Annotated in this window: 14 protein-coding genes and 7 pseudogenes; 6 read left to right on the forward strand and 15 right to left on the reverse strand. The window is 31.0% G+C overall.

The genetic code is table 11. The features are described 5' to 3' along the window. Positions 1-4: 4 nt before the first annotated feature. From glmL to PL321_RS01360, 5 genes and pseudogenes are all read right to left on the reverse strand, one after another. Positions 5-1,389 (reverse strand): annotated as a pseudogene (gene glmL / locus PL321_RS01340) (methylaspartate mutase accessory protein GlmL). A gap of 15 nt (positions 1,390-1,404) precedes the next feature. Next, positions 1,405-1,823: pseudogene (glmS, locus tag PL321_RS01345) on the reverse strand (methylaspartate mutase subunit S). 111 nt (positions 1,824-1,934) lie between these two features. Next, a complete protein-coding gene (locus PL321_RS01350; protein ID WP_273963214.1) occupies positions 1,935-2,192 on the reverse strand; it encodes a hypothetical protein in 258 nt (85 codons plus the stop codon). After that, positions 2,177-2,740, reverse strand: coding sequence for a GntR family transcriptional regulator (locus PL321_RS01355; RefSeq protein ID WP_273963215.1), 564 nt, complete (start codon positions 2,738-2,740; stop codon positions 2,177-2,179). The genes PL321_RS01350 and PL321_RS01355 overlap by 16 nt, the downstream gene beginning before the upstream one ends. Before the next feature lie 282 nt (positions 2,741-3,022). Next, positions 3,023-3,256: a hypothetical protein gene (locus PL321_RS01360; RefSeq protein ID WP_273963216.1), complete on the reverse strand. Its 234-nt coding sequence runs from the start codon at positions 3,254-3,256 to the stop codon at positions 3,023-3,025. Positions 3,257-3,997: 741 nt separating this feature from the next. Here PL321_RS01360 and PL321_RS01365 point away from each other — a divergent pair. Further along, positions 3,998-5,245: a dicarboxylate/amino acid:cation symporter gene (locus PL321_RS01365; RefSeq protein WP_273963218.1), complete on the forward strand. Its 1,248-nt coding sequence runs from the start codon at positions 3,998-4,000 to the stop codon at positions 5,243-5,245. A 98-nt stretch (positions 5,246-5,343) separates the two neighbouring features. Here PL321_RS01365 and PL321_RS01370 read toward each other — a convergent pair whose 3' ends face one another. The 5 genes from PL321_RS01370 to PL321_RS01390 form a co-directional block, all read right to left on the reverse strand. After that, complete coding sequence (locus PL321_RS01370; RefSeq protein WP_273963219.1) at positions 5,344-6,828, reverse strand: sensor histidine kinase; 1,485 nt, start codon at positions 6,826-6,828, stop codon at positions 5,344-5,346. 131 nt (positions 6,829-6,959) lie between these two features. Beyond that, on the reverse strand, positions 6,960-8,234 hold the full coding sequence (locus tag PL321_RS01375; RefSeq protein ID WP_273963221.1) for a YhgE/Pip family protein: 1,275 nt from the start codon (positions 8,232-8,234) through the stop codon (positions 6,960-6,962). Positions 8,235-8,242: 8 nt separating this feature from the next. Continuing rightward, entirely contained in the window at positions 8,243-8,605 is a 363-nt protein-coding gene (locus PL321_RS01380; protein ID WP_273963222.1) for a hypothetical protein, read from the reverse strand. Between the two features lie 71 nt (positions 8,606-8,676). Beyond that, positions 8,677-9,309, reverse strand: a complete 633-nt coding sequence (locus PL321_RS01385) for a YhgE/Pip domain-containing protein (protein WP_273963223.1) — start codon at positions 9,307-9,309, stop codon at positions 8,677-8,679. Positions 9,310-9,314: 5 nt separating this feature from the next. Further along, entirely contained in the window at positions 9,315-9,461 is a 147-nt protein-coding gene (locus tag PL321_RS01390) for a hypothetical protein (RefSeq protein WP_273963224.1), read from the reverse strand. Between the two features lie 386 nt (positions 9,462-9,847). On the opposite strand from PL321_RS01390, the gene PL321_RS20715 reads away from it, so the two are divergent. Further along, positions 9,848-10,009: a transposase family protein gene (locus PL321_RS20715; RefSeq protein WP_443110716.1), complete on the forward strand. Its 162-nt coding sequence runs from the start codon at positions 9,848-9,850 to the stop codon at positions 10,007-10,009. Then, a pseudogene (locus PL321_RS01400) lies at positions 10,006-10,919 on the forward strand (ISL3 family transposase). Before PL321_RS20715 ends, PL321_RS01400 begins: the two are co-directional and overlap by 4 nt. A 198-nt stretch (positions 10,920-11,117) precedes the next feature. Here the strand turns inward: PL321_RS01400 and PL321_RS01405 are convergent. After that, positions 11,118-11,666 carry a TetR/AcrR family transcriptional regulator gene (locus PL321_RS01405; protein ID WP_273964332.1) on the reverse strand — a complete coding sequence of 183 codons (549 nt, stop codon included), beginning with the start codon at positions 11,664-11,666 and terminating at the stop codon, positions 11,118-11,120. Positions 11,667-11,919: 253 nt separating this feature from the next. Here PL321_RS01405 and PL321_RS01410 point away from each other — a divergent pair. From PL321_RS01410 to PL321_RS01420, 3 genes and pseudogenes are all read left to right on the forward strand, one after another. Further along, positions 11,920-12,482 (forward strand): annotated as a pseudogene (locus tag PL321_RS01410) (polysaccharide deacetylase family protein). Between the two features lie 582 nt (positions 12,483-13,064). Then, on the forward strand, positions 13,065-13,268 hold the full coding sequence (locus PL321_RS01415; protein ID WP_273963225.1) for a hypothetical protein: 204 nt from the start codon (positions 13,065-13,067) through the stop codon (positions 13,266-13,268). Between the two features lie 156 nt (positions 13,269-13,424). Further along, on the forward strand, positions 13,425-13,613 hold the full coding sequence (locus tag PL321_RS01420; RefSeq protein ID WP_273963226.1) for a hypothetical protein: 189 nt from the start codon (positions 13,425-13,427) through the stop codon (positions 13,611-13,613). Between the two features lie 88 nt (positions 13,614-13,701). Here PL321_RS01420 and PL321_RS01425 read toward each other — a convergent pair whose 3' ends face one another. The 4 genes and pseudogenes from PL321_RS01425 to lonB form a co-directional block, all read right to left on the reverse strand. After that, a complete protein-coding gene (locus PL321_RS01425; RefSeq protein ID WP_273963227.1) occupies positions 13,702-14,265 on the reverse strand; it encodes a CPBP family intramembrane glutamic endopeptidase in 564 nt (187 codons plus the stop codon). A 240-nt stretch (positions 14,266-14,505) separates the two neighbouring features. After that, positions 14,506-15,099 (reverse strand): annotated as a pseudogene (gene yihA / locus PL321_RS01430) (ribosome biogenesis GTP-binding protein YihA/YsxC). Then, positions 15,099-17,404, reverse strand: a pseudogene (gene lon / locus PL321_RS01435) (endopeptidase La). The pseudogenes yihA and lon overlap by 1 nt, the downstream one beginning before the upstream one ends. Positions 17,405-17,533: 129 nt before the next feature. Beyond that, a pseudogene (gene lonB, locus PL321_RS01440) lies at positions 17,534-19,208 on the reverse strand (ATP-dependent protease LonB). Positions 19,209-19,304: the final 96 nt, after the last annotated feature.

The raw sequence follows: 19,304 nt of genomic DNA on the forward strand, positions 1-19,304 counted from the left end.
CTCCTTAAGCCCTTACAATATATTTTTTCATAATTCTAACTGCCATATCAGGATATTCCTCTGCTAAAAGCCCCATAGCAGATAATATGTAGGTCTTATCAACTAATATAACAGGGTTGACGGGTTTTAGATAATTTGGACTTTCCATTGTAAAAGCCCTGCCTTTAAAATTTTTCTGGATTTCTACTGTGTACTAAAACTCCACCTGTTCCTATTAAATATTTTACATTTAAAAGATCTTTACCAACTTGTGAGTATATAATTCCCATAGGTGTGTATACACTTTCTACTGTTCCTACGTGTCTTTCCATTGCAATTTCAGTAGCTACCATACCAAGTGCTTCATCAAATTCATATTCTTCTTCAGTCTGTGGAATTATATTAACATTTTGTTGTAAGAACTTACATCTTTCCTCTACATCATATGGTGTATTAGGTACAAACTTCTTAATTCTCCTTGTTCCTGCAGCTTCAAATAACGATACTGCACTTACCCTCATTCCAAGGTCGCCTTCAACAGTTCTTTTAGCATAGGGCTCTTGAAGCCCCCTTAAAGTAACCCCTGGCTTTGATGGGTCACCCTTTGCAATTGAGTGAACATCAGTTGTTGCACCACCTATATCAACAATTACAAGTTCCCCTATTCCTTCTTCTTTATCACTTCCATCTGCTAAAATTTTTGCTGCCTTTAGTACTGCTGCTGGTGTTGGCATTAATATACCATTGATGAAGTTTTCAGCATTTTTCATACCCTTTGCTTCAACAATCTTTTGCATAAAAATGCCTCTTATTACTTCCCTTGCAGGTTCCACATTTATTGTATTAAGCTTTGGCATTACATTTTCAGTAATCTTATAAAAAGTCCTGCCTTATTAAATATTTCTTCAATCTCATCATTTGCATTTTTATTTCCTGCTACAACTATCGGAACATCTTTAATATGTTCTGCTAAAAGCTTTGCATTATGGATTATACAATCCTTATTGCCTCCATCTGTTCCACCTGCAAGTAGAATTATATCTGGCTTCTTTGATTTTATTTCTTCTATTTCGTGCTTGTTTAATTCATAGCTGTAAACTCCAAGTATTCTGGCCCCTGCACCAAGAGCAGCACGTTTTGCGGCTTCGGCAGTAAGCTCAGGTACAAGCCCAATTGCAACCATTTTAAGCCCACCTGCTGCACTTGAACAAGCAAGCTTTTTACAAAGTTAACTTCTTTTTGTCCAATATTTTTCATTAACTTTTCATAGGCCTTGTTAAAACCTATCATTATATCTGTATTTACTGTTGTTAAATCCTTTGCTGTTGCAAGTATCTCTTCATTTTCAAGATCAACAGCAGTTAGTTTGGTATATGTGCTACCAAAATCGATTAATAAAATAGCATCCATAAAATCACCTTCAAATTATTCTTCTAACCCCAAATCCTTCTTTAAGTCCTTAATTGATAACTTAATATCTGTTCCAGGTGGATATGCTCTGTTAAATCCCATATCTAAGAATCTTTTTCTACTTCCTTCCAGTCTTGTTTTCCTACTACAAGATTTCCACCTACATAAAGTATTATGTCCTTAAGTCCTGCTTCGTTGCATTTTTCTCTAAAACCTCTACAGTCAATTTCACCGTGTCCATAAAGTGAAGAAACTAAAATTGCATCTGCATTTGTTTCAATTGCTGCGTTTATAAAGTCTTCTTGTGGGCTTAAAACTCCAATGTTTACTACGTTAAATCCTTCTTCCTTTAATGCGTGTTCAATAATTTTGTTACCTACAGCGTGACAGTCAGCACCAATTACTCCTATTACTACAGTCTTTCCATTTTGCATAAAAATCCTCCCTCATTCTTTATATTTTTTTAAGTTCTACCATTTTTGAAATAACAGCTTTTACGCTGCCCTGGTCTAAATTATAATCAAAACTTATAATCTCCCTTTGTCTCATACGATTGCCTTAACCTCTTTACGTCTTCCTGGGGAAACTATTACTACATCAGATGAGTTGACTATATTTTTAACATCATTTAGTTCACGGCTGGTTGTAGCAATAATATCAACATCAAGCCCTGTTGACTGTAATGCACTTTGGACCTTGAACTGAAATTCATTTGATATGCACACAAGTCCAAACTTTGTACCCTTTGGATATTTAGCAATCTTTACAATAGTCTCAAGGCAAGGTGTTATTGCAACTCCCAAAACCTCTTTTTTAAGTCTGATGTTAAGTCCTTAACCTCATTTACGTGGTTAAAGGTTGCTATTATAACCTGTGCTTCATTTAAAATTTGTTGTACACCATCACTTCTCTCATTCAAATCCTTTGTAGTTAGAGGTATTATATTAAGTCCAGTTGCACTCGATAACTGCTTTGCAAAGTCCTTAGCCTGTTCAATGTTGCATTCTACAAAAATAGCATTTATATTTTTTAGTATTTCCTGCTTCTCCTTTACTCTATTTACAACAAGTGCAACAAATTCATCATAGGATAATCCCATTTCCAGGGATTCCTCAAGGGCTATATCAATAATTTTTAATAATTTATCATTTATGCTGTGTCGCTTCCAAGTTTTAGCCTCCTCAGCAACAAAGGTTCCTTTCCCTTGATATGAAACTATAACTCCCTCTTGCTCAAGAAGTTTATATGCTGAACTTATAGTATTTCTACTTGTATTTAATATAGAAGCCAATTCCCTCTCGGTTGGCATTTTGGTACCAACCTTTAGGGTGCCATTTTTAATCTGTTCCATTATTTGATTTTTTACCTGTATATATAGTGGAATTCCACTTTTTTGTCTATAACTATATTCATTTAAAATACCTCTTAAATTGTTTGGATTATTGGATTAATCCATTTGGTCCATTTTTATTTTAACATTTAACAATTATTTTAACTAACTTAATTTTCTGTCAAATTTTATTGTAATATGGCATATATATTGTTTATATTCAAATAAGTATATTTTTTATTTATTTTATCTTGTTTTTGTACAAGTTTATAATGATTAGTATAAAAATAAGAGCTGTATCCTTTAAATTGCTTTAGATACAGCTCTTTTAATTCCTTCTATTCTTTTATTTCTTTCCCTTATTTCTTTTTCTAATCTCTCTTCTTCCTCTAAACATTCCTTAATAAATTCATCTTGGCAAACTGTTGTAATATTAATATCTATATTATTAACAGTATAATATTGTCCTACTATATTTATTTTTATTGGAATTTTGTCCACCAGTATCAACATATTGTTTTCCCATACCCTTTTCAATTCCTTATACTCATACTTAATTAACTCAACTGTTTTAAAATCATCTCCTATATGACGACAAATTGCGTCAATTAAAAGAGTATAATAAAAAGTCCATTTAGTGCCTTTGGTATTGAAATCTTTAATATCTCTCTATGAAGGATTATCCTTTTTCCTTTTCACTCAAATCAACAAATTCCACATCCCCAAATTCTACAATTATTTTATTCTTTTTGACCCTACATATTGATGATTCATTAAGTCTACTGTAAATTCCTGTCCATAAAATAAGCTCCTTTTATTTATTACCCTAACCTTCAAAATAACACCCCTATAAAACAATAAAGCAATTATATCAACTTATAAGGATGAATTCAAATGTAATTTATTCTATTAGGGTAAAAATTATCTTAAAACCATTAGAATTTCGCTCTCCATAATCTATCTAATCCTTTATCCCTTCCCCTAAAATAATATTAATGTTAAATGAGCTTTTTATTTAAAATAACAATAATCACAATTTATGCAGGAATGTTTTATTCTTATTTCATTTTACTTTAATCTACAAAACATATGAATTTAAAACAATTAAAACCGACATTACATAACAATGTTAAGAATTTCAAATACTCCATATAAAAAACATTTATTATTTTAAACAAATCGCAATACTAATTGAATTATTAAAATTTATTTATTGCATATTTCATAATATTTTGTTTATAATTGAATTATAATTCTTATTTTAAGGGGATTGGTAATATGAAAAAGATTTCTTTGGCAAAGCAAATTCTACTTGCTCTAATTTTAGGACTAATTTTTGGAATAATCGCCAACAACTTTTTCCCACAGACCGTAAATGCTACGCTTGCTAAATGGATTTTAGTGCCTGTAGGAAATATATTCTTAAGAGGAATTAAATTCATAGTTGTACCGTTGGTATTGTTCTCACTTATTGTTGGTACAGCAAGCCTTGGGGATATTAGAAAGTTAGGTAGAATTGGTGGTAAAATTATAGTTTATTATTTAGCAACAACAGCACTTGCAATTACAATTGCCCTCATACTTGCAAACATCACTAACCCAGGTGTTGGACTTAATCTAACCTCATCTGCTGAATTTAAAGCAAATCAAGCTCCATTTATTATGGACATATTTGTTAATATGATCCCAACTAATCCATTCGAATCTCTTGTAAAGGGTGAAATGCTTCAAATAATTGTATTCTCAATACTATTTGGAGTGTGCATAACACTTGTTGGAGAAAAGGCTAAAGGGCTTTTAAATGTAATCGAACAGGCAAATGAAGTTTGTCTAAAACTAATTGGTGTTGTTATGCTTTTTGCTCCTTATGGTGTTTTTGCACTTATATCAAACGTACTTATGTCACAGGGTATGAAGGTTTTAATACCTCTATTAAAATATGGTTTAACCGTATTATTTGCACTTTTACTACAATTAGTAGTTATATATGGTTCTATGCTTAAGGTATTAGGCAGAGTAAATCCAATTAATTTCTTTAAAAAGTTCTGGACTGTTATGGTTGTTGCCTTCAGTACCTCCAGCAGTAATGCAACTATTCCTGTTAATCTAAAAATTTGCGAAGAAAAACTTGGAATACCTGAATCTATTGCAAGCTTTACAATACCACTTGGTGCAACAATAAATATGGACGGTACTGCAATTATGCAGGGTGTTGCAACAGTGTTTATTGCACAATTATATGGTAAGAACCTAACTATTACACAACTTATTGTTGTAGTTTTAACCGCAACTCTTGCTTCAATTGGAACTGCTGGTGTTCCCGGTGCAGGAATAGTTATGCTAACTATGGTTCTTCAACAGGTAGGATTACCAGTTGAGGGTATAGCATTTATACTTCCTATAGACAGAATTCTTGATATGTGCAGAACTGTTGTAAATGTAACTGGAGATGCCGTTGGAACAACTATAGTTGCTAATTCTGAAAAAGAACTAAATATAGATACCTATAATAGCTTAAATATTTAATTATATCTCATAAAACATCCCCATAATGGATTCCTTAAGAACTCCTTTATGGGGATGTTTTTCTTATTTATTTTTCAGCAGGCTATATAAATACTATTTCAAGAGTATATATCAGAAAACTCAACATCAATCTTTTCAACATTTAAATTATGTTTAAATATCTCATTTTTATTAACTGTTTCAATAGTTTTTATAGGAATTGAAAAACTAAATGTACTTCCAACTCCCTCTTCACTTTCAACCTCTACAAATCCACCGTGAAGCTCTGTTAAGCTCTTTACAAGGGATAATCCTATTCCACTTCCATTTTTCATACACCTATTTTCTACCTGCTTATATCTGTCAAAGATTGTGCCTAACTTTTCCTTTGGTATACCACATCCAGTATCCTTTATACTTACCTTAACATATTCCTTTGAAGTATTAACAAGAACAAATATACTTCCACCTCTTGGAGTAAACTTGATAGAATTTGATAAAAGGTTTAGAACTATTCTTTCTATTTTATCTGGATCACAGGCAACAACAACTTCCTCTTCATCTGTATCAAATACAACTTCTATACCCTGAGTACTTGCATACTCTACAACAGATTGAACAATATTTTCAACAATGCTGACTATGTTGTAATTATTGAAATTCAAACTTAGAAAACCAGCATCTATCTTTGTAGCGTCTATCAGATTATTAATAAGTCTTAAAAGCCTTAAACAATTCTGTTTCATTATATGCATATACTTATTTACACTCTCTTCTTTACTTACATATATATTTAGCATCTGCAGTGAAGCTAATATGACATTAATTGGAGTTCTTAATTCGTGGGCTAAGTTTGCATAGAATTCAGATCTAAGTTGTTCGTTACTATAAAAATTATCGATAATTGACTTCATATCCTCTGATACATTTTTATCAGAATTACAAAACAGGAGGCAAAGACATAAATTTTTATTAAAATAGGACATAGGATGAAATAAAAGAGTAATATCTTCATCCTTAAAGTTTTTAAGTTTTGACTTTGTATATGATGGAATTCTTTTATTTATTGCACTATAAAATGCCTTGTTTATTTCATTAATATAATCATTTTCTACTAAGTTAAAAATATTTTTTAAAGTAACATTACAAAATATCATATCCTTAAACGTTTTGTTTGACATTATTATCTGTCCCTTTTTATCTAATAAAATTAAAGGCAACTGTATGCTGTCTAAAGCTACCTTTATTCCTTTCTTATCTTTAGAGTTAAGTTTAATATGTTTATTCCTATAGTTATGATGACAGAATATGTGAAAATAAGGAAAAGCTAAATTTAAAATGATCAGGTCATATCTTATGCCTGTTTGAAATGTATTTATAGCAATGTATATAGAAAAAATAACCGCATTTATTGCAAGATATGTAGAATTTAAAAAATACAGCGTAAATATATAAAAGAAACCTAAGATATAAATAAAAATATCTAATTTTACTTCCCAACTTATCCTTATTAAAGCTAAGATAAATATTAAGTTAAACAGCGGTTTGATTAAATTTTCTAATTTATTTACCTTATTTTTCATAATCGACATTAAACCTTCCACATAAATCCCCCATATTTACTATAATTATACATAAAACCAAAAACTCCTTCTTTTAATAGAAAAATAAATTTATTTAAATTCAAGAATAAAATAGGGGGATATTTTATAAAAAGCATAAGAGGAGTTTCCTCTTATGCTACCTGTGTATTATTCTTAATTTTTCCGATTCTTTGAGATATTTTCTCCAATCTATATTTTAATATTATAGATAAAATAATAGAAGCTATCATAAATATTACAAGTATCATTATATCTCCCTTTAATATACCGTAATCTATACCAGATATTATCTCTCTAAGTGCTGATGTAGCATAGGTCATTGGAAGATATGGGTTTATTTTCACAAAGAAATCAGGAACAAGTTCAAGTGGGAATGTTCCTGCACAGGACGTTAATTGTAACATTAACAGTACAAGTGAAAGGAACCTTCCTGCATCTCCAAAAATCATTATTAAAGCTTCTATTACAGATATAAACACAAAGGATAATAATATATTAAATCCATAGAACAAAGCTAAACTCTTAACTTCTAAGTTTAAAACGTGTATTAAAATAAAACTTGAAGCAACTGCCTGTAATATTCCAAGGAATGCAAAGGTTATAAACTTACCAAATATTATTGAAGCAGGATGTCCTCTAAATTCATCATCAACTTCACCAGAAACTATGAAGAACATTATAAGAGCTCCAACCCAAAGTGATAGTGGTATAAAATACGGAGCAAAACCTGTACCATAATCAGGAACGTGATTAATTGGTTCTTCATTTAACCTTACTGGTTCTGACATAAATTTAGACATATCCTCTGATGAAAACTTCAATTTATTGTCTATCTTGTCATAACCTTCTGTTAACCCATCCTTTAATTCTAAAGTTCCATCAGACAATCTATTTAAACCATCATTTAATTTTAAAGATCCCTCATATAATTTAACTGTTCCATCCTTTAGTGTTCCTAACCCAGCATTTAATTGTGCTGAACCTTCATAAAGTTTTGTTGAACCAGCCTTTAATGAAGATGTACCATCTTTAAGTTCTAATGAACCTAAATAAAGTCTATCTAACCCTAAGCTTAATTCGTAAGTTTTACCTTCTGCTACACTTAATCCTTCTCTTATCTTTTCTGCACCAAGTTTTAACTCTGCAACTCCATTTGAAAGCTTAGAAACACCCTCATTTGAGGTAAGCTGTGCAACTTGCCCTAAACCATTTTTTAAATTAGTTGCTCCATTTTTAACCTCAGTTAAACCACCTATTAATGTTGTAATACCGTCTAATGAACTTTTGCTTGAATCTGCAAAAACTTTAGTTCCATCAGCAACTTGCTTTGTACCAACCTTTAAATTATTAGTTGCCTGTTTTAACGTATCCACCGCTACAGCAGATTCCTTAAGTGGTTTTGACAAATTATCCTTTAAATTTTTTGTTGAATTTCAGACAATATCAATTTTGCTTCCTCAATCCTACCAGCATCTAAAAGTGCCTTAGCTGAGTCTACTGCATCTGATACATCATCTATACCCTGAGCTGCACTATTTAATTTTGTACTAATATTTAAAGCACTTACTTCTTCATTTAATTTTTTAGCACCCTCTGCAACCTCATTTGCTCCATTTACAAGTTTAATTATATTATTCTGACCTTCTTCTATTTGAGACTTAAACTGTGAAACCCTATTAACTATTTCATTTAATCCCTCTTCAAGTTTAATTGTTCCTTCATACAGCATCTGAATTCCAGACTTTGAATTTAGTAAATTGGGTGCAAATACAGACATACCTTGAACTACCTTGTCAATCCCTTCTACTAAACTTGTCTGTCCAATCTTTAATGCACTTAAGCCATCCTTTAATTTTTTGAACCATCACTTGCAGTTTTTAAACCTTCCGATAAAGCCCCTGCTCCATCATCTAACTTAGCAGCACCATTATTTAATGTATATAAACCTTCCTTTAATTGCACTGAACCATCCTCTAACCTAAAAGCTCCACTCTTTGCTGTCGATAATCCATTTACTAATTCCCTTGAACCATCCCTTAATTTAACTGCTCCATCATTTAATTGTGTACTTCCATCCTTTGCCTCTAACAATCCATCCTTAACTTCATATAGACTATCAATTACTACCTTTGAAGCTTCCTCGGTAATTGATTTTGATATCTCGTCTTTAAGTTCAAGCATTATTCTTGAAGATACCTGTGCTGCCAAGAAATTTTTCTTTTCATTTGGTATATAGATAAGCTCAGCCTTATCTATTTTACCCTCCGATGCATCGGTTATCCTCTTTGAAAACTCTTCTGGAATAATTACAGCTGAATAATATCCCTTGTTATTTAGACCATCCATTGCTTTGTTGTAATCTACAAATTCCCATTTTATCTTTGTATTATCCTTTAGTTCCTCAACTATGTCGTTGCCGTAGTTTACATTCTCTCCATCCTTTACACTTCCCTTATCTAAGTTTACTACTGCAACTGGCATCTTGTCTAATTTACTGTAAGGATCCCAGAAGGCATATAGGTATAAAAACTATAAAGTAAAGGCATTAAAGAAACTACAATTACAGCTACACGGTTAAACCTGTTATTAAATAAATTTTTTAAGTCTTTCTTGGCAATCTTAAATGCCCTCATTTTTTCACCTCCCTATTTATACTGGTCAGTATAATAATACACTTTTGTACTGACCAGTCAATATATTTTTGAACTGATTAGTTTAAAAATGTGTATATTTTTGTTAAAACATTTATTTACAAAAAACAATCTGAGATAAACTATTTTTATCGGTTCTATAATAAATGTTGGGGCGTAGACCCAGCATATTTTTACAAAAATATGTGCACCTGATTAGACACCTGGTAAAATTAAAATAACCAAACAAAAACCTTACCTGAAAGGAGGCATCCATCAAGTGCACACTAATAATTCTATCAAAAATTTATTAGGTTTTAAAGATGTTATTATAAAAAGATTATTCATAATGACACGTACATTGAGATATACTTAGAAACTAAGAAAAAATTTGTACTTGCCCTAATTGTAATTCCAAAGTTACAAGAGTTCACGATTATAGAATTCAGCGTATTAAAGACATACCCTTATTCTTTAAACATACTTTTATCATTCTTAAAAAACGTAGATATCGTTGTAATGCCTGCGGCAAAAATTTTATGAACATATAGAATTTTTACCTCGTTATCATAGAATAACTAATAGATTAGCTATGTTTGTAATTTATGAATTATCTAATGAATATAGTATGACATCAGTTGCTAGAAAAACTAATCTATCTATCGATACTATAAAACGTATTTTTGATAATGTATCTTACTCTTCTCCTACTAATTTACCTAAAATAATATCTATAGATGAATTTAAAGGTAACTCTGGTGGTTCTAAATATCATTGTGCAATAGTCGATCCTGTTAATCATAAAATACTAGACATTATTAAAGATAGAAAAGAGCATATTCTTATAGATTATTTTAGAAAAATTAAAAATCGCGATAGCGTTACACACTTTATTTGTGATATGTGGCAACCCTATATTGATTTAGCTAAAACTTATTTCAAAAATGCTGTAATTGTTATAGATAAATTTCACTATATTAGACAAGTCATATGGGCAGTAGAAGCGGTAAGAAAACGTATCCAAAGAGAACTATCAATTAAATTAAGAAAATACTTTAAAAGAAGTAAAAGCTTATTTTAAAAAGATATGGCTTACTTGATACAGATTCAAAGTTAGCTTTACAAGTTATGTTTTCTTATAATAGTGAATTAGCAATTGCCCACACTTTAAAGGAAAAGTTATTGAGTATTATTGATGCTTCACCTTCTTCTAACGAAGCTCGTGTCCTCTTAAAAGATTGGATTAAACTTGCACAAAATAGTGGTATCAATGAATTGAAAAGATGTGCAAATACCTATATCAGATATTTTAATGAGATTTGTAATTCTTTTGATATTCCTTATACAAATGCTTGTATAGAAGGATTTAATAATAAAATCAAAGTTATTAAAAGAATAGCCTTCGGCTATAGAAATTTTGATAGATTCAGGAATAGAATTCTTCATTGTTGTAATAAATAATCTGTTAAATATTGTATTTTAGGAAATCCAACTATCGTTGGTCTTTTTGTCGTGCAATTTTTTAAGGGTAAACTCCCCTCATCCTATCTATCTTGCTAAAATCATTATCAAATAAGAAAGGACAGGCATTCTAATCTAATGCCCGCCCCAACTATTGACAAAGAGCCTTTTTATCTCAGATTGTTGATAAATAACACATTATTTCTTCCCTATTCCTCTCATAATAAATTCAATAGTCTCATCAATAATATCATTTGCATTCTTATCCTTATGTATCAAACTATACACAACAGTTGATGACATAACCCCAAAGAAATTATATACCTTAACCTTTATATCTGTTCCATCTATTAATCCAGCATCTACTGCCTCTTGTATATATCCCTCTATAAGATTAAAATATCTGCTTAATATTTCTCTTAATTGATTTTGTCTTTCTTCATCTCCCCACATTTGGCTCAATATCGTTTTAAAAAACTCAATATATTTAATAACTAAATCTAACTGAACCTTACACACCATTCTTAATTTTTCTATAGGATTTTCTAAGTGCTTTGTTTTATCTACTATTTCTTCTTCCATCATTTTAAGACCTTCGTCTATTATAAACTTAAAAATATCTTCCTTACTTTTAAAGTGATAATATAAAGTTCCCTTTGCAACACCTGCTGTCTCTGCAATTTCATCCATAGTAGATTTATGATAACCCTTCTGAGAAAAGGCCTTTATTGCCGCCTCAAAGATTATTTTTTTGTCTTGTTCATAACATCACCTCTTCCTTAGTAGTACAAGATAATTATTACATATTTTTGTTTTTAGACAATATAGTCTAAATTTTTTTATTATTCTAATTGTTATTTATTCATTTACTTCTAAATATATTTTAATAGATATATCTCAGGGGAATGAAATTGATTTCAATAATTATTAATATTATCCTTTTTTTACACTAAATTTTAACTATATAAATCAATTTTATGAAAATCTAATTGAAGATAAAATGGTAAGTAACCAAAATTACACATATACTTACCAAGGAAATTATGATTATAAGGAAGATGAATTTTACATAAATATAATTTATGTAAAATTGAATAATAAACAACTTGCTTCATCTTCTCCATTACCCTTAATTACAACCACCAAGGATAAACAAAACAGCAAATCTAAAACAATATACTTAACCTTTGATGATGGTCCAAGTAAATTAACTCTGGATGTACTTAAAGTTTTAGATGAATATGATGTTAAAGCTACATTTTTGTTGTAGGAAATAAAATTAAAGATTATCCAGAAATTATTAAACAAATTCATAATGAAGGACATATATTGGCCCTTCATTCCTATTCCCACAACTACAAGAAAATCTATAGTAATTATGATAATTTTATAGACGAAATGGAAGTTACACAAAATTTAATTTATGATTTAACAAAATATACATCAAATATTATACGATTCCCTGGGGAAGCTATAAAAGGCTTAATTCTGAATTTTACTATAAGCTTAAAGAAAAAAATTATAAAATTTATGATTGGAATGTATCCTGTGGTGATGGAATAGGTTCAAATAAAGACAGTGAAACCATATATAAAAATGCAATAGAATATGGTAAACATTCAAATGTAATACTTCTTATGCACTGCAGGCAAACTGATAATGCAACACTATATGCCCTGCCAAAGATTATTGAATTTTACAAAAACAGAGGATTTAAATTTGAAACTTTAGACAAATATGAAGGAGATTATATATTTCCATTTAAGTAGGTTTTTTACCTACTTTTTTGTAACCAAAATTGATTTTTATACATAGATTATTATTAGAAATACATTAATTCGACAAGGAAGAAGGTGAATATATGGATATATCAAATTTATTATCTTGCTGTCCTACAGGTCAAACAACAAACACTAACACTTGGGCATGGTTTTTAATACTTTTAATAATATTAGGGTATGGAAATCAGGGATATGGATGCTCTTGCAGAAAGTGCAGAAGAAAGCATCACTGCTGCAACGACTTCTTTGGAGGAGATTCCCTATTTGCTCTACTAATCTTAGCATTAATATTCCTGCTTTCCAAATCCCCATGCTCCACTACCACAACACCTTGTTAATATCCTATAGGTAAAGGGGGTTTGTTATGGCAAAGAAATGTTGTGGTCTCAACAATATGTGCAGCTTAATAATCCTACTTCTCATCCTATTACAATTTGGTAGAAGAGGTCCTGGCTGCCATAATGAAGGTCCAGTAGACTGCTTAGGAGGAAATACTACAATTGACAACAGCGTTCTATTTGTAATTGTACTCTACTATCTAATTTGCTGCGGCTGCGGCAAGAAATAATTAGATGCTGCTAATATTAGAAACATATGGGGATGGGTATCCATCCCCATACATAGAAATATAAGGAAGTGATTAGATGGGCCATCACAAAAACATCATAAACATAAACATCACTATGAAGACTTAAATAATCAACTTGACTTAAATAATGTTGATATGTCACAGATTCAAAACATAATGCAAAACATTGATATGAATCAATTAAACGCTATGCTATCTAACTTAAACCTTCAACAAGGACAAAACAATATCAATCTACCTCAAAATAATCTAAATTATCCTCAAAACAATGTTATTGCTGTTTTATCTGCATTAAAACCCTTTTACCAGAGCATAGATGTATGATAATCGATAGAATAATCGAAAGTTTATCAAACATACCCTTTTAAATAAAACTAATAATATAAGTCCTAAGCAAATCTTTGCTTAGGACTTATATTATTTGAAGTAATATAGATGCAATTTCTGTATAACCTAATAGTTTTAATGCCACAAGTACTATTGACGAGGTAAAATTAGTTATAAAATGATTTAAAACTGCTGCTTTATATCCGTATTTTTCATAAAAGACACAGTTAACTACTCCAAGTAAAAATATTGCTATTGAACTTACTACATTAAAATGCAATATCATAAATATAACACTAGATACAAGTATACCTATGATTCTACCGTATTTTTTACTTAAATTTCTATAAAATATATGTCTGAAAACGTATTCCTCAACATAAGGAGCAAATAAATTTATACTCATAAGCATAAATATCAATTTAAACAAATCAGACCTTTGCAGCATATCAACAATTTCCTGAGGTTTAGGTTCAATTCCTATCTCAGATAAAAAGATTGCAAAAATCGCTGTAAGCAGCATAGTAATAAATTTTAAAGCAAAACTAAATAAAACTATTTCAAACTTTTTATATCCTAAAGGCTTTAAAAGCTTATTATCATCTATATTACCCTTCTTTTTCTCGTGCTGTAAAATTAAAAATACCAAAATAAATGGTAAAAAGTTTTGTGTAAATAGTGATATTATTATATAAAATAAAAAAATAGGACTTTATATTTCTTTTTTACTCTTTTTAATATTTGTTTTCTAAAGGCCATCCAAGGAATTAATATTATTACAAAAAATAATAATAGCTTTTACTAACTCTAAAAAACTATTCATAGTTTATCCCCCATAAAACAAATTACTTAAAAGGTGCTATAGTTTGCATTATAGCACCTTTTGGTTTTATTCAGTAATTCCACACTCTGAATTTATTATCTCCCACAATTCTTCCTTACCTCTTTTTGTTTCTGCTGAAAAAGAACAAACCTTTCTTCTTCTGTCAATTTAAGAGATTTTTTATAACAGATACCTGCTTTATTAACTGATTATTACTTAACTTATCTGCCTTAGTAGCAACAACTACTACTCTTTTACCTGTCTGCCTCATCCATTCAAGCATTAATTTATCATCCTGTGTAGGCTCGTGTCTAATATCAACAAGAAGAATAACCAATCTAAGCTCGTCTCTTCCATTTAAATATCCTTCAATCATTGCCCCCATTTTTTCTTTTCTTCCTTTGAAACCTGTGCATAACCATAGCCTGGTAAGTCAACTAAAAATAATAAATCATTTATGTTGTAAAAATTTATAGTTCTTGTCTTGCCTGGTTTACTACTGGTTCTTGCCAAAGCTTTTCTATTTACAAGTGCATTTATAAGGGAGGACTTACCAACATTTGACCTCCCTGCAAAGGCTACTTCTGGATATCCTTTATCGGGATATTGAGACTTTAATGCCGCAACGCATTCAATCTCAGCTTTTTTATAATCATAAATTACCTCCTTAGTGCAATTTCCAGCACTTCTTCTACTCTTTCAACAAATTTAAATTCTATTTTCCTCTTTATATTTTCAGGAATCTTTTCAGTGTCCTTTTATTATCCATAGGTAAAATAACAGTCCTTATTCCTGCTCTATAGGCTGCAAGTGCCTTTTCCTTCACGCCACCAATAGGAAGTACACGCCCTGTTAGTGTAATTTCTCCTGTCATCGCAACATCACTTCTAACTGGTGTCTTAGATAGTGCTGATACCATTGCTGTTATCATTGTAACGCCTGCTGATGGACCATCCTTTGGAACAGCACCCTCCGGTACGTGAATATGTACATCCATATTTTTATAAAAATCTTCATCAATATTGAACTCTTTAGCGTGTGCTCTAACAAAGCTGTAACCTGCTTTTGCCGATTCCTTCATTACATCTCCAAGTTTTCCTGTAAGTTCAAGTTTTCCTGTACCAGCCATTGGAATTACTTCAACTGGAAGTGTATCTCCTCCATAGGCAGTCCAAGCTAATCCCATTACAACGCCAATTTGATCTTTTTATTCATTTCTTCATATTTATACCTTGGTGCACCTAAATACTTTGTTAAATTTTGTTGAGTTATTTTTATCTTCTTTTCTCCATCTTCTAAAATCTCAATGGCTGCTCTTCTGCAGATTGTACCTATTTTTCTCTCAAGATTTCTAACACCAGATTCTCTTGTATATAGATTAATAACATCCTTTATTGCCTTGTCGTTGAAACTTAAAATACCCTCTTTTATTCCATTTTCTTTTACTTGTCTTGGAATTAAATAGTCTTTACATATATGTAGTTTCTCCTCATCTGTATATCCATATATCTCAATTACTTCCATTCTATCAAGTAATGGTCTTGGAATTGTATCTAAAGTGTTTGCTGTTGTTATAAATAAAACCTTAGACAAATCAAATGGAAGTTCTATATAGTGATCTCTAAAGCTGTGGTTTTGTTCTGCATCTAAAACCTCAAGTAATGCATCTGCTGGGTCTCCTTTAAAATCAGAGCTCATTTTATCTATCTCATCAAGTAAAAATAATGGGTTCTTAGAACCTGCCTGTTTCATTCCATTTATTATTCTTCCTGGCATTGCTCCTATGTAGGTTCTTCTATGACCTCTAATTTCAGCCTCGTCTCTTACTCCTCCTAAAGACATTCTTACAAATTTTCTTCCAAGTGAGTTTGCAATTGACCTTGCAATTGAAGTTTTACCTACACCAGGAGGACCAACTAAGCATAGAATAGGTCCCTTCATACTTTTATTCAACCTTGTCACAGCAAGGTACTCAAGTATTCTCTTTTAACATCCTCAAGTCCAAAATGCTCTTTTTCTAAAACTTCTCTAACCTTCTTAATATCTTCTACATCCTTTGTTTCTTTACTCCAAGGAAGGTTAACAACCCAATCTAAATAAGTTCTTATAACACCTGTTTCAGGTGAATTAGAACCTAATTTCTCCATTCTTGAAATTTCATACAGTGCCTTTTCCTTTGCTTCCTTTGGCATTTTCGCCTTTTCTATTTTCTTTTTATAATCCTCTATTTCTGCTTGTATTCCATCTCTATCTCCTAATTCTTCTTGAATTACCTTTAGCTGTTCTCTTAAATAATACTCCTTTTGCATCTTGTCTATTTTTTCTTAACCTTTGCACTTATCTTTCTTTCAATTTTTAATATCTCTATTTCCCTTGCTAAAATTTCAAGAAGTTTTGTCAATCTTTCCTTTGGTTCAATAGCTTCTAAAAGCTCCTGTCTATTTTCCTGTTTAATTATTAAATATGATGTTATTACGTCAGAAAGTTTACTTGGATCATCTAAATCAATTACTGTTTCTATAACATCTTCAGGAATTGTTGGATTTAATGATATGTACTCCTCAAACTCCTCAATAACTTGCCTCATCAAAGCTTCTATCTCAACGCTTAAGTTTACCTTCTTTTCTTCAAATACAATTGCCTTTGCCTCAAAATATGGTTCTGTTTGAGTAAATTCTAAAACCTCTGCTCTATTTATACCTTCTACTAATACCCTTATATTATCTCCTGGAAGCTTAAGTATTTGCTTTATTTTAGATATTGTACCTATTTTATATATATCATCAAAGTTTGGATCTTCTATCTTTAAATCCTTTTGTGTAACAAGTATTATTGTTTGATCATTTACCATAGCCTCTTCTAACGCTGCTATGGATTTTTGTCTTCCTACATCAAAATGTAGAACCATATGTGGAAATATTGTTAATCCTCTAAGCGGTATAAGAGGTAATTTAACTTCTGTCATATAATCAACTCCTTTCAAGGGCGTTTCAATTAATATATTATAACCTATAACATACAATTTTTTCAACTTTTCTTTTACTATGCAAAATTAAAGGTATGCTAGTATGTGCATACCTTTATATTATTATTATTATAAATTACTAGCTGTCAATATACCTACATCCGATATTTCTTTATCAATAATAACTCGTTTATTTTCTTGCAATATTGCGTTTTCTATAACTTCTTTTATATGTTCTACTGGAATTATTTCTATATCGTATTCTTTAAAACTTTCCTGATAATTATCCTTAGGAATTAAAACTTTCTTTACTCCTGCTCTCTTTGCTGCTTCAATTTTAGCAAGTATTCCTCCAACAGGTTTTACAAGCCCTCTTATTGATATTTCACCTGTCATTGCAACTTCGTTATTTATAGGTAATTTGGTAATTGCACTGTAAATTGCAGTTGTAATTGTAACCCTGCAGATGGTCCATCTACAGGCATACCACCTGGGAAATTAACGTGTATATCATATTGACGCGTATCAATATTAAAACATTTTCTTAAAACAGTCAATACATTTTCAACAGAACCCTTAGATGTACTTTTTCTCTTATATTTTTACCGTAGGATCCTGTCTCCTCCTCATCTATTATTCCATTTACAATAAGCTTTCCAAATAATCCATCCTGCTTTATAGCAACAGCTTCTACCTCAAGAAGTGTACCCATATTAGGTCCATAAACTGCAAGACCATTAGCAAGACCTATTTGTGCCTCGACCTCTATTTTTTATCTGGTCTTGGCGAATAATTTCCACTTTCTATAACCCATTCAACATCCTGTGCAGTTATGTCTTTCCTCTTTTCATTAATTGCTATTCCTCCTGCTATTTGGATTATATTTACAGCTTCTCTGCCATTAGTTGCATATTTACTTACAATTTTTGCTGCCTCCTTTGATATTTCAAAGCCACCTTTTTGCTGCATTTATTGATATCTTCTCAATTTCATCCTGGGTTAATGCTCTAAAGAATATTTCAACACAACGTGAACGAATAGCTGGCGGAATATCCTCTGGATTTTTAGTAGTAGCACCAACAAGTCTAAAATCTGCTGGGAGACCATTTTCAAATATGTCACGTATATGTACAGGTATGTTTGGATCTTCTGATGAATAATATACACTCTCTAAGTATACCTTCCTATCCTCTAAAACCTTTAGAAGTTTATTCATTTGTACAGGATGTAATTCTCCTATTTCATCTAAAAATAAAATTCCACCGTGTGCCTTTGTAACTGCACCAGGCTTTGGTTGAGGAATACCTGCAACACCAAGAGGTCCAGCACCTTGATATATAGGGTCGTGTACAGATCCTATTAACGGGTCAGCTATACCTCTGTCATCAAATCTAACTGTTGTTGCATCAACCTCAACAAATTTAGCATCCTGTTTAAAGGGCGATAGAGGGTTCTTTTTGCTTCCTCAAGCACAAGCCTTGCTGCTGCTGTCTTTCCTACTCCTGGAGGACCATATATTATAACGTGCTGTGGATTTGGCCCACAAAGTGCTGCCTTAAGTGCCTTTATTCCTCTATCTTGTCCTACAATATCTTCTGAAGGTTGAAGGCCTTGTTTTTTCAGAGAGAGGCTCTGTTAAACTTGTTGTTCTCATTTTATAGAGTTTTTCAAGTTCCTTTTTACTCTCCTTTTCAATATATATTTTACTGCTCTGTTGATTTTTTAGTGCATTGTAAAAATAGAGTCCTATTATTGCTGTGAAAATTAAATTAACAATCACCAGCAGCTGTGAAGCATATGCCATATTAACCCCTCCTTTGTTTAAATATAGTATGTGTTTATAAATTCTTTTTATTCAAAAAGAAAAGTGGCTAATTTTAGCCACTTTTAAGAAACAATC

The organism is Caloramator sp. mosi_1 (assembly GCF_028622835.1).
Classification (GTDB): Bacteria; Bacillota; Clostridia; order Clostridiales; family Caloramatoraceae; genus Thermobrachium.

What these genes read in the sequence shown, in the direction of transcription:
- PL321_RS01355 (WP_273963215.1), bottom strand. Translation starts at nt 2,740, where the DNA reads ATGGAACAGATTAAAAATGGCACCCTAAAGGTTGGTACCAAAATGCCA.
- PL321_RS01365 (WP_273963218.1), top strand. Translation starts at nt 3,998, where the DNA reads ATGAAAAAGATTTCTTTGGCAAAGCAAATTCTACTTGCTCTAATTTTA.
- PL321_RS01380 (WP_273963222.1), bottom strand. Translation starts at nt 8,605, where the DNA reads ATGTCTGTATTTGCACCCAATTTACTAAATTCAAAGTCTGGAATTCAG.
- PL321_RS01385 (WP_273963223.1), bottom strand. Translation starts at nt 9,309, where the DNA reads ATGCCAGTTGCAGTAGTAAACTTAGATAAGGGAAGTGTAAAGGATGGA.
- PL321_RS01390 (WP_273963224.1), bottom strand. Translation starts at nt 9,461, where the DNA reads ATGAGGGCATTTAAGATTGCCAAGAAAGACTTAAAAAATTTATTTAAT.
- PL321_RS01415 (WP_273963225.1), top strand. Translation starts at nt 13,065, where the DNA reads ATGGCAAAGAAATGTTGTGGTCTCAACAATATGTGCAGCTTAATAATC.
- PL321_RS01420 (WP_273963226.1), top strand. Translation starts at nt 13,425, where the DNA reads ATGTCACAGATTCAAAACATAATGCAAAACATTGATATGAATCAATTA.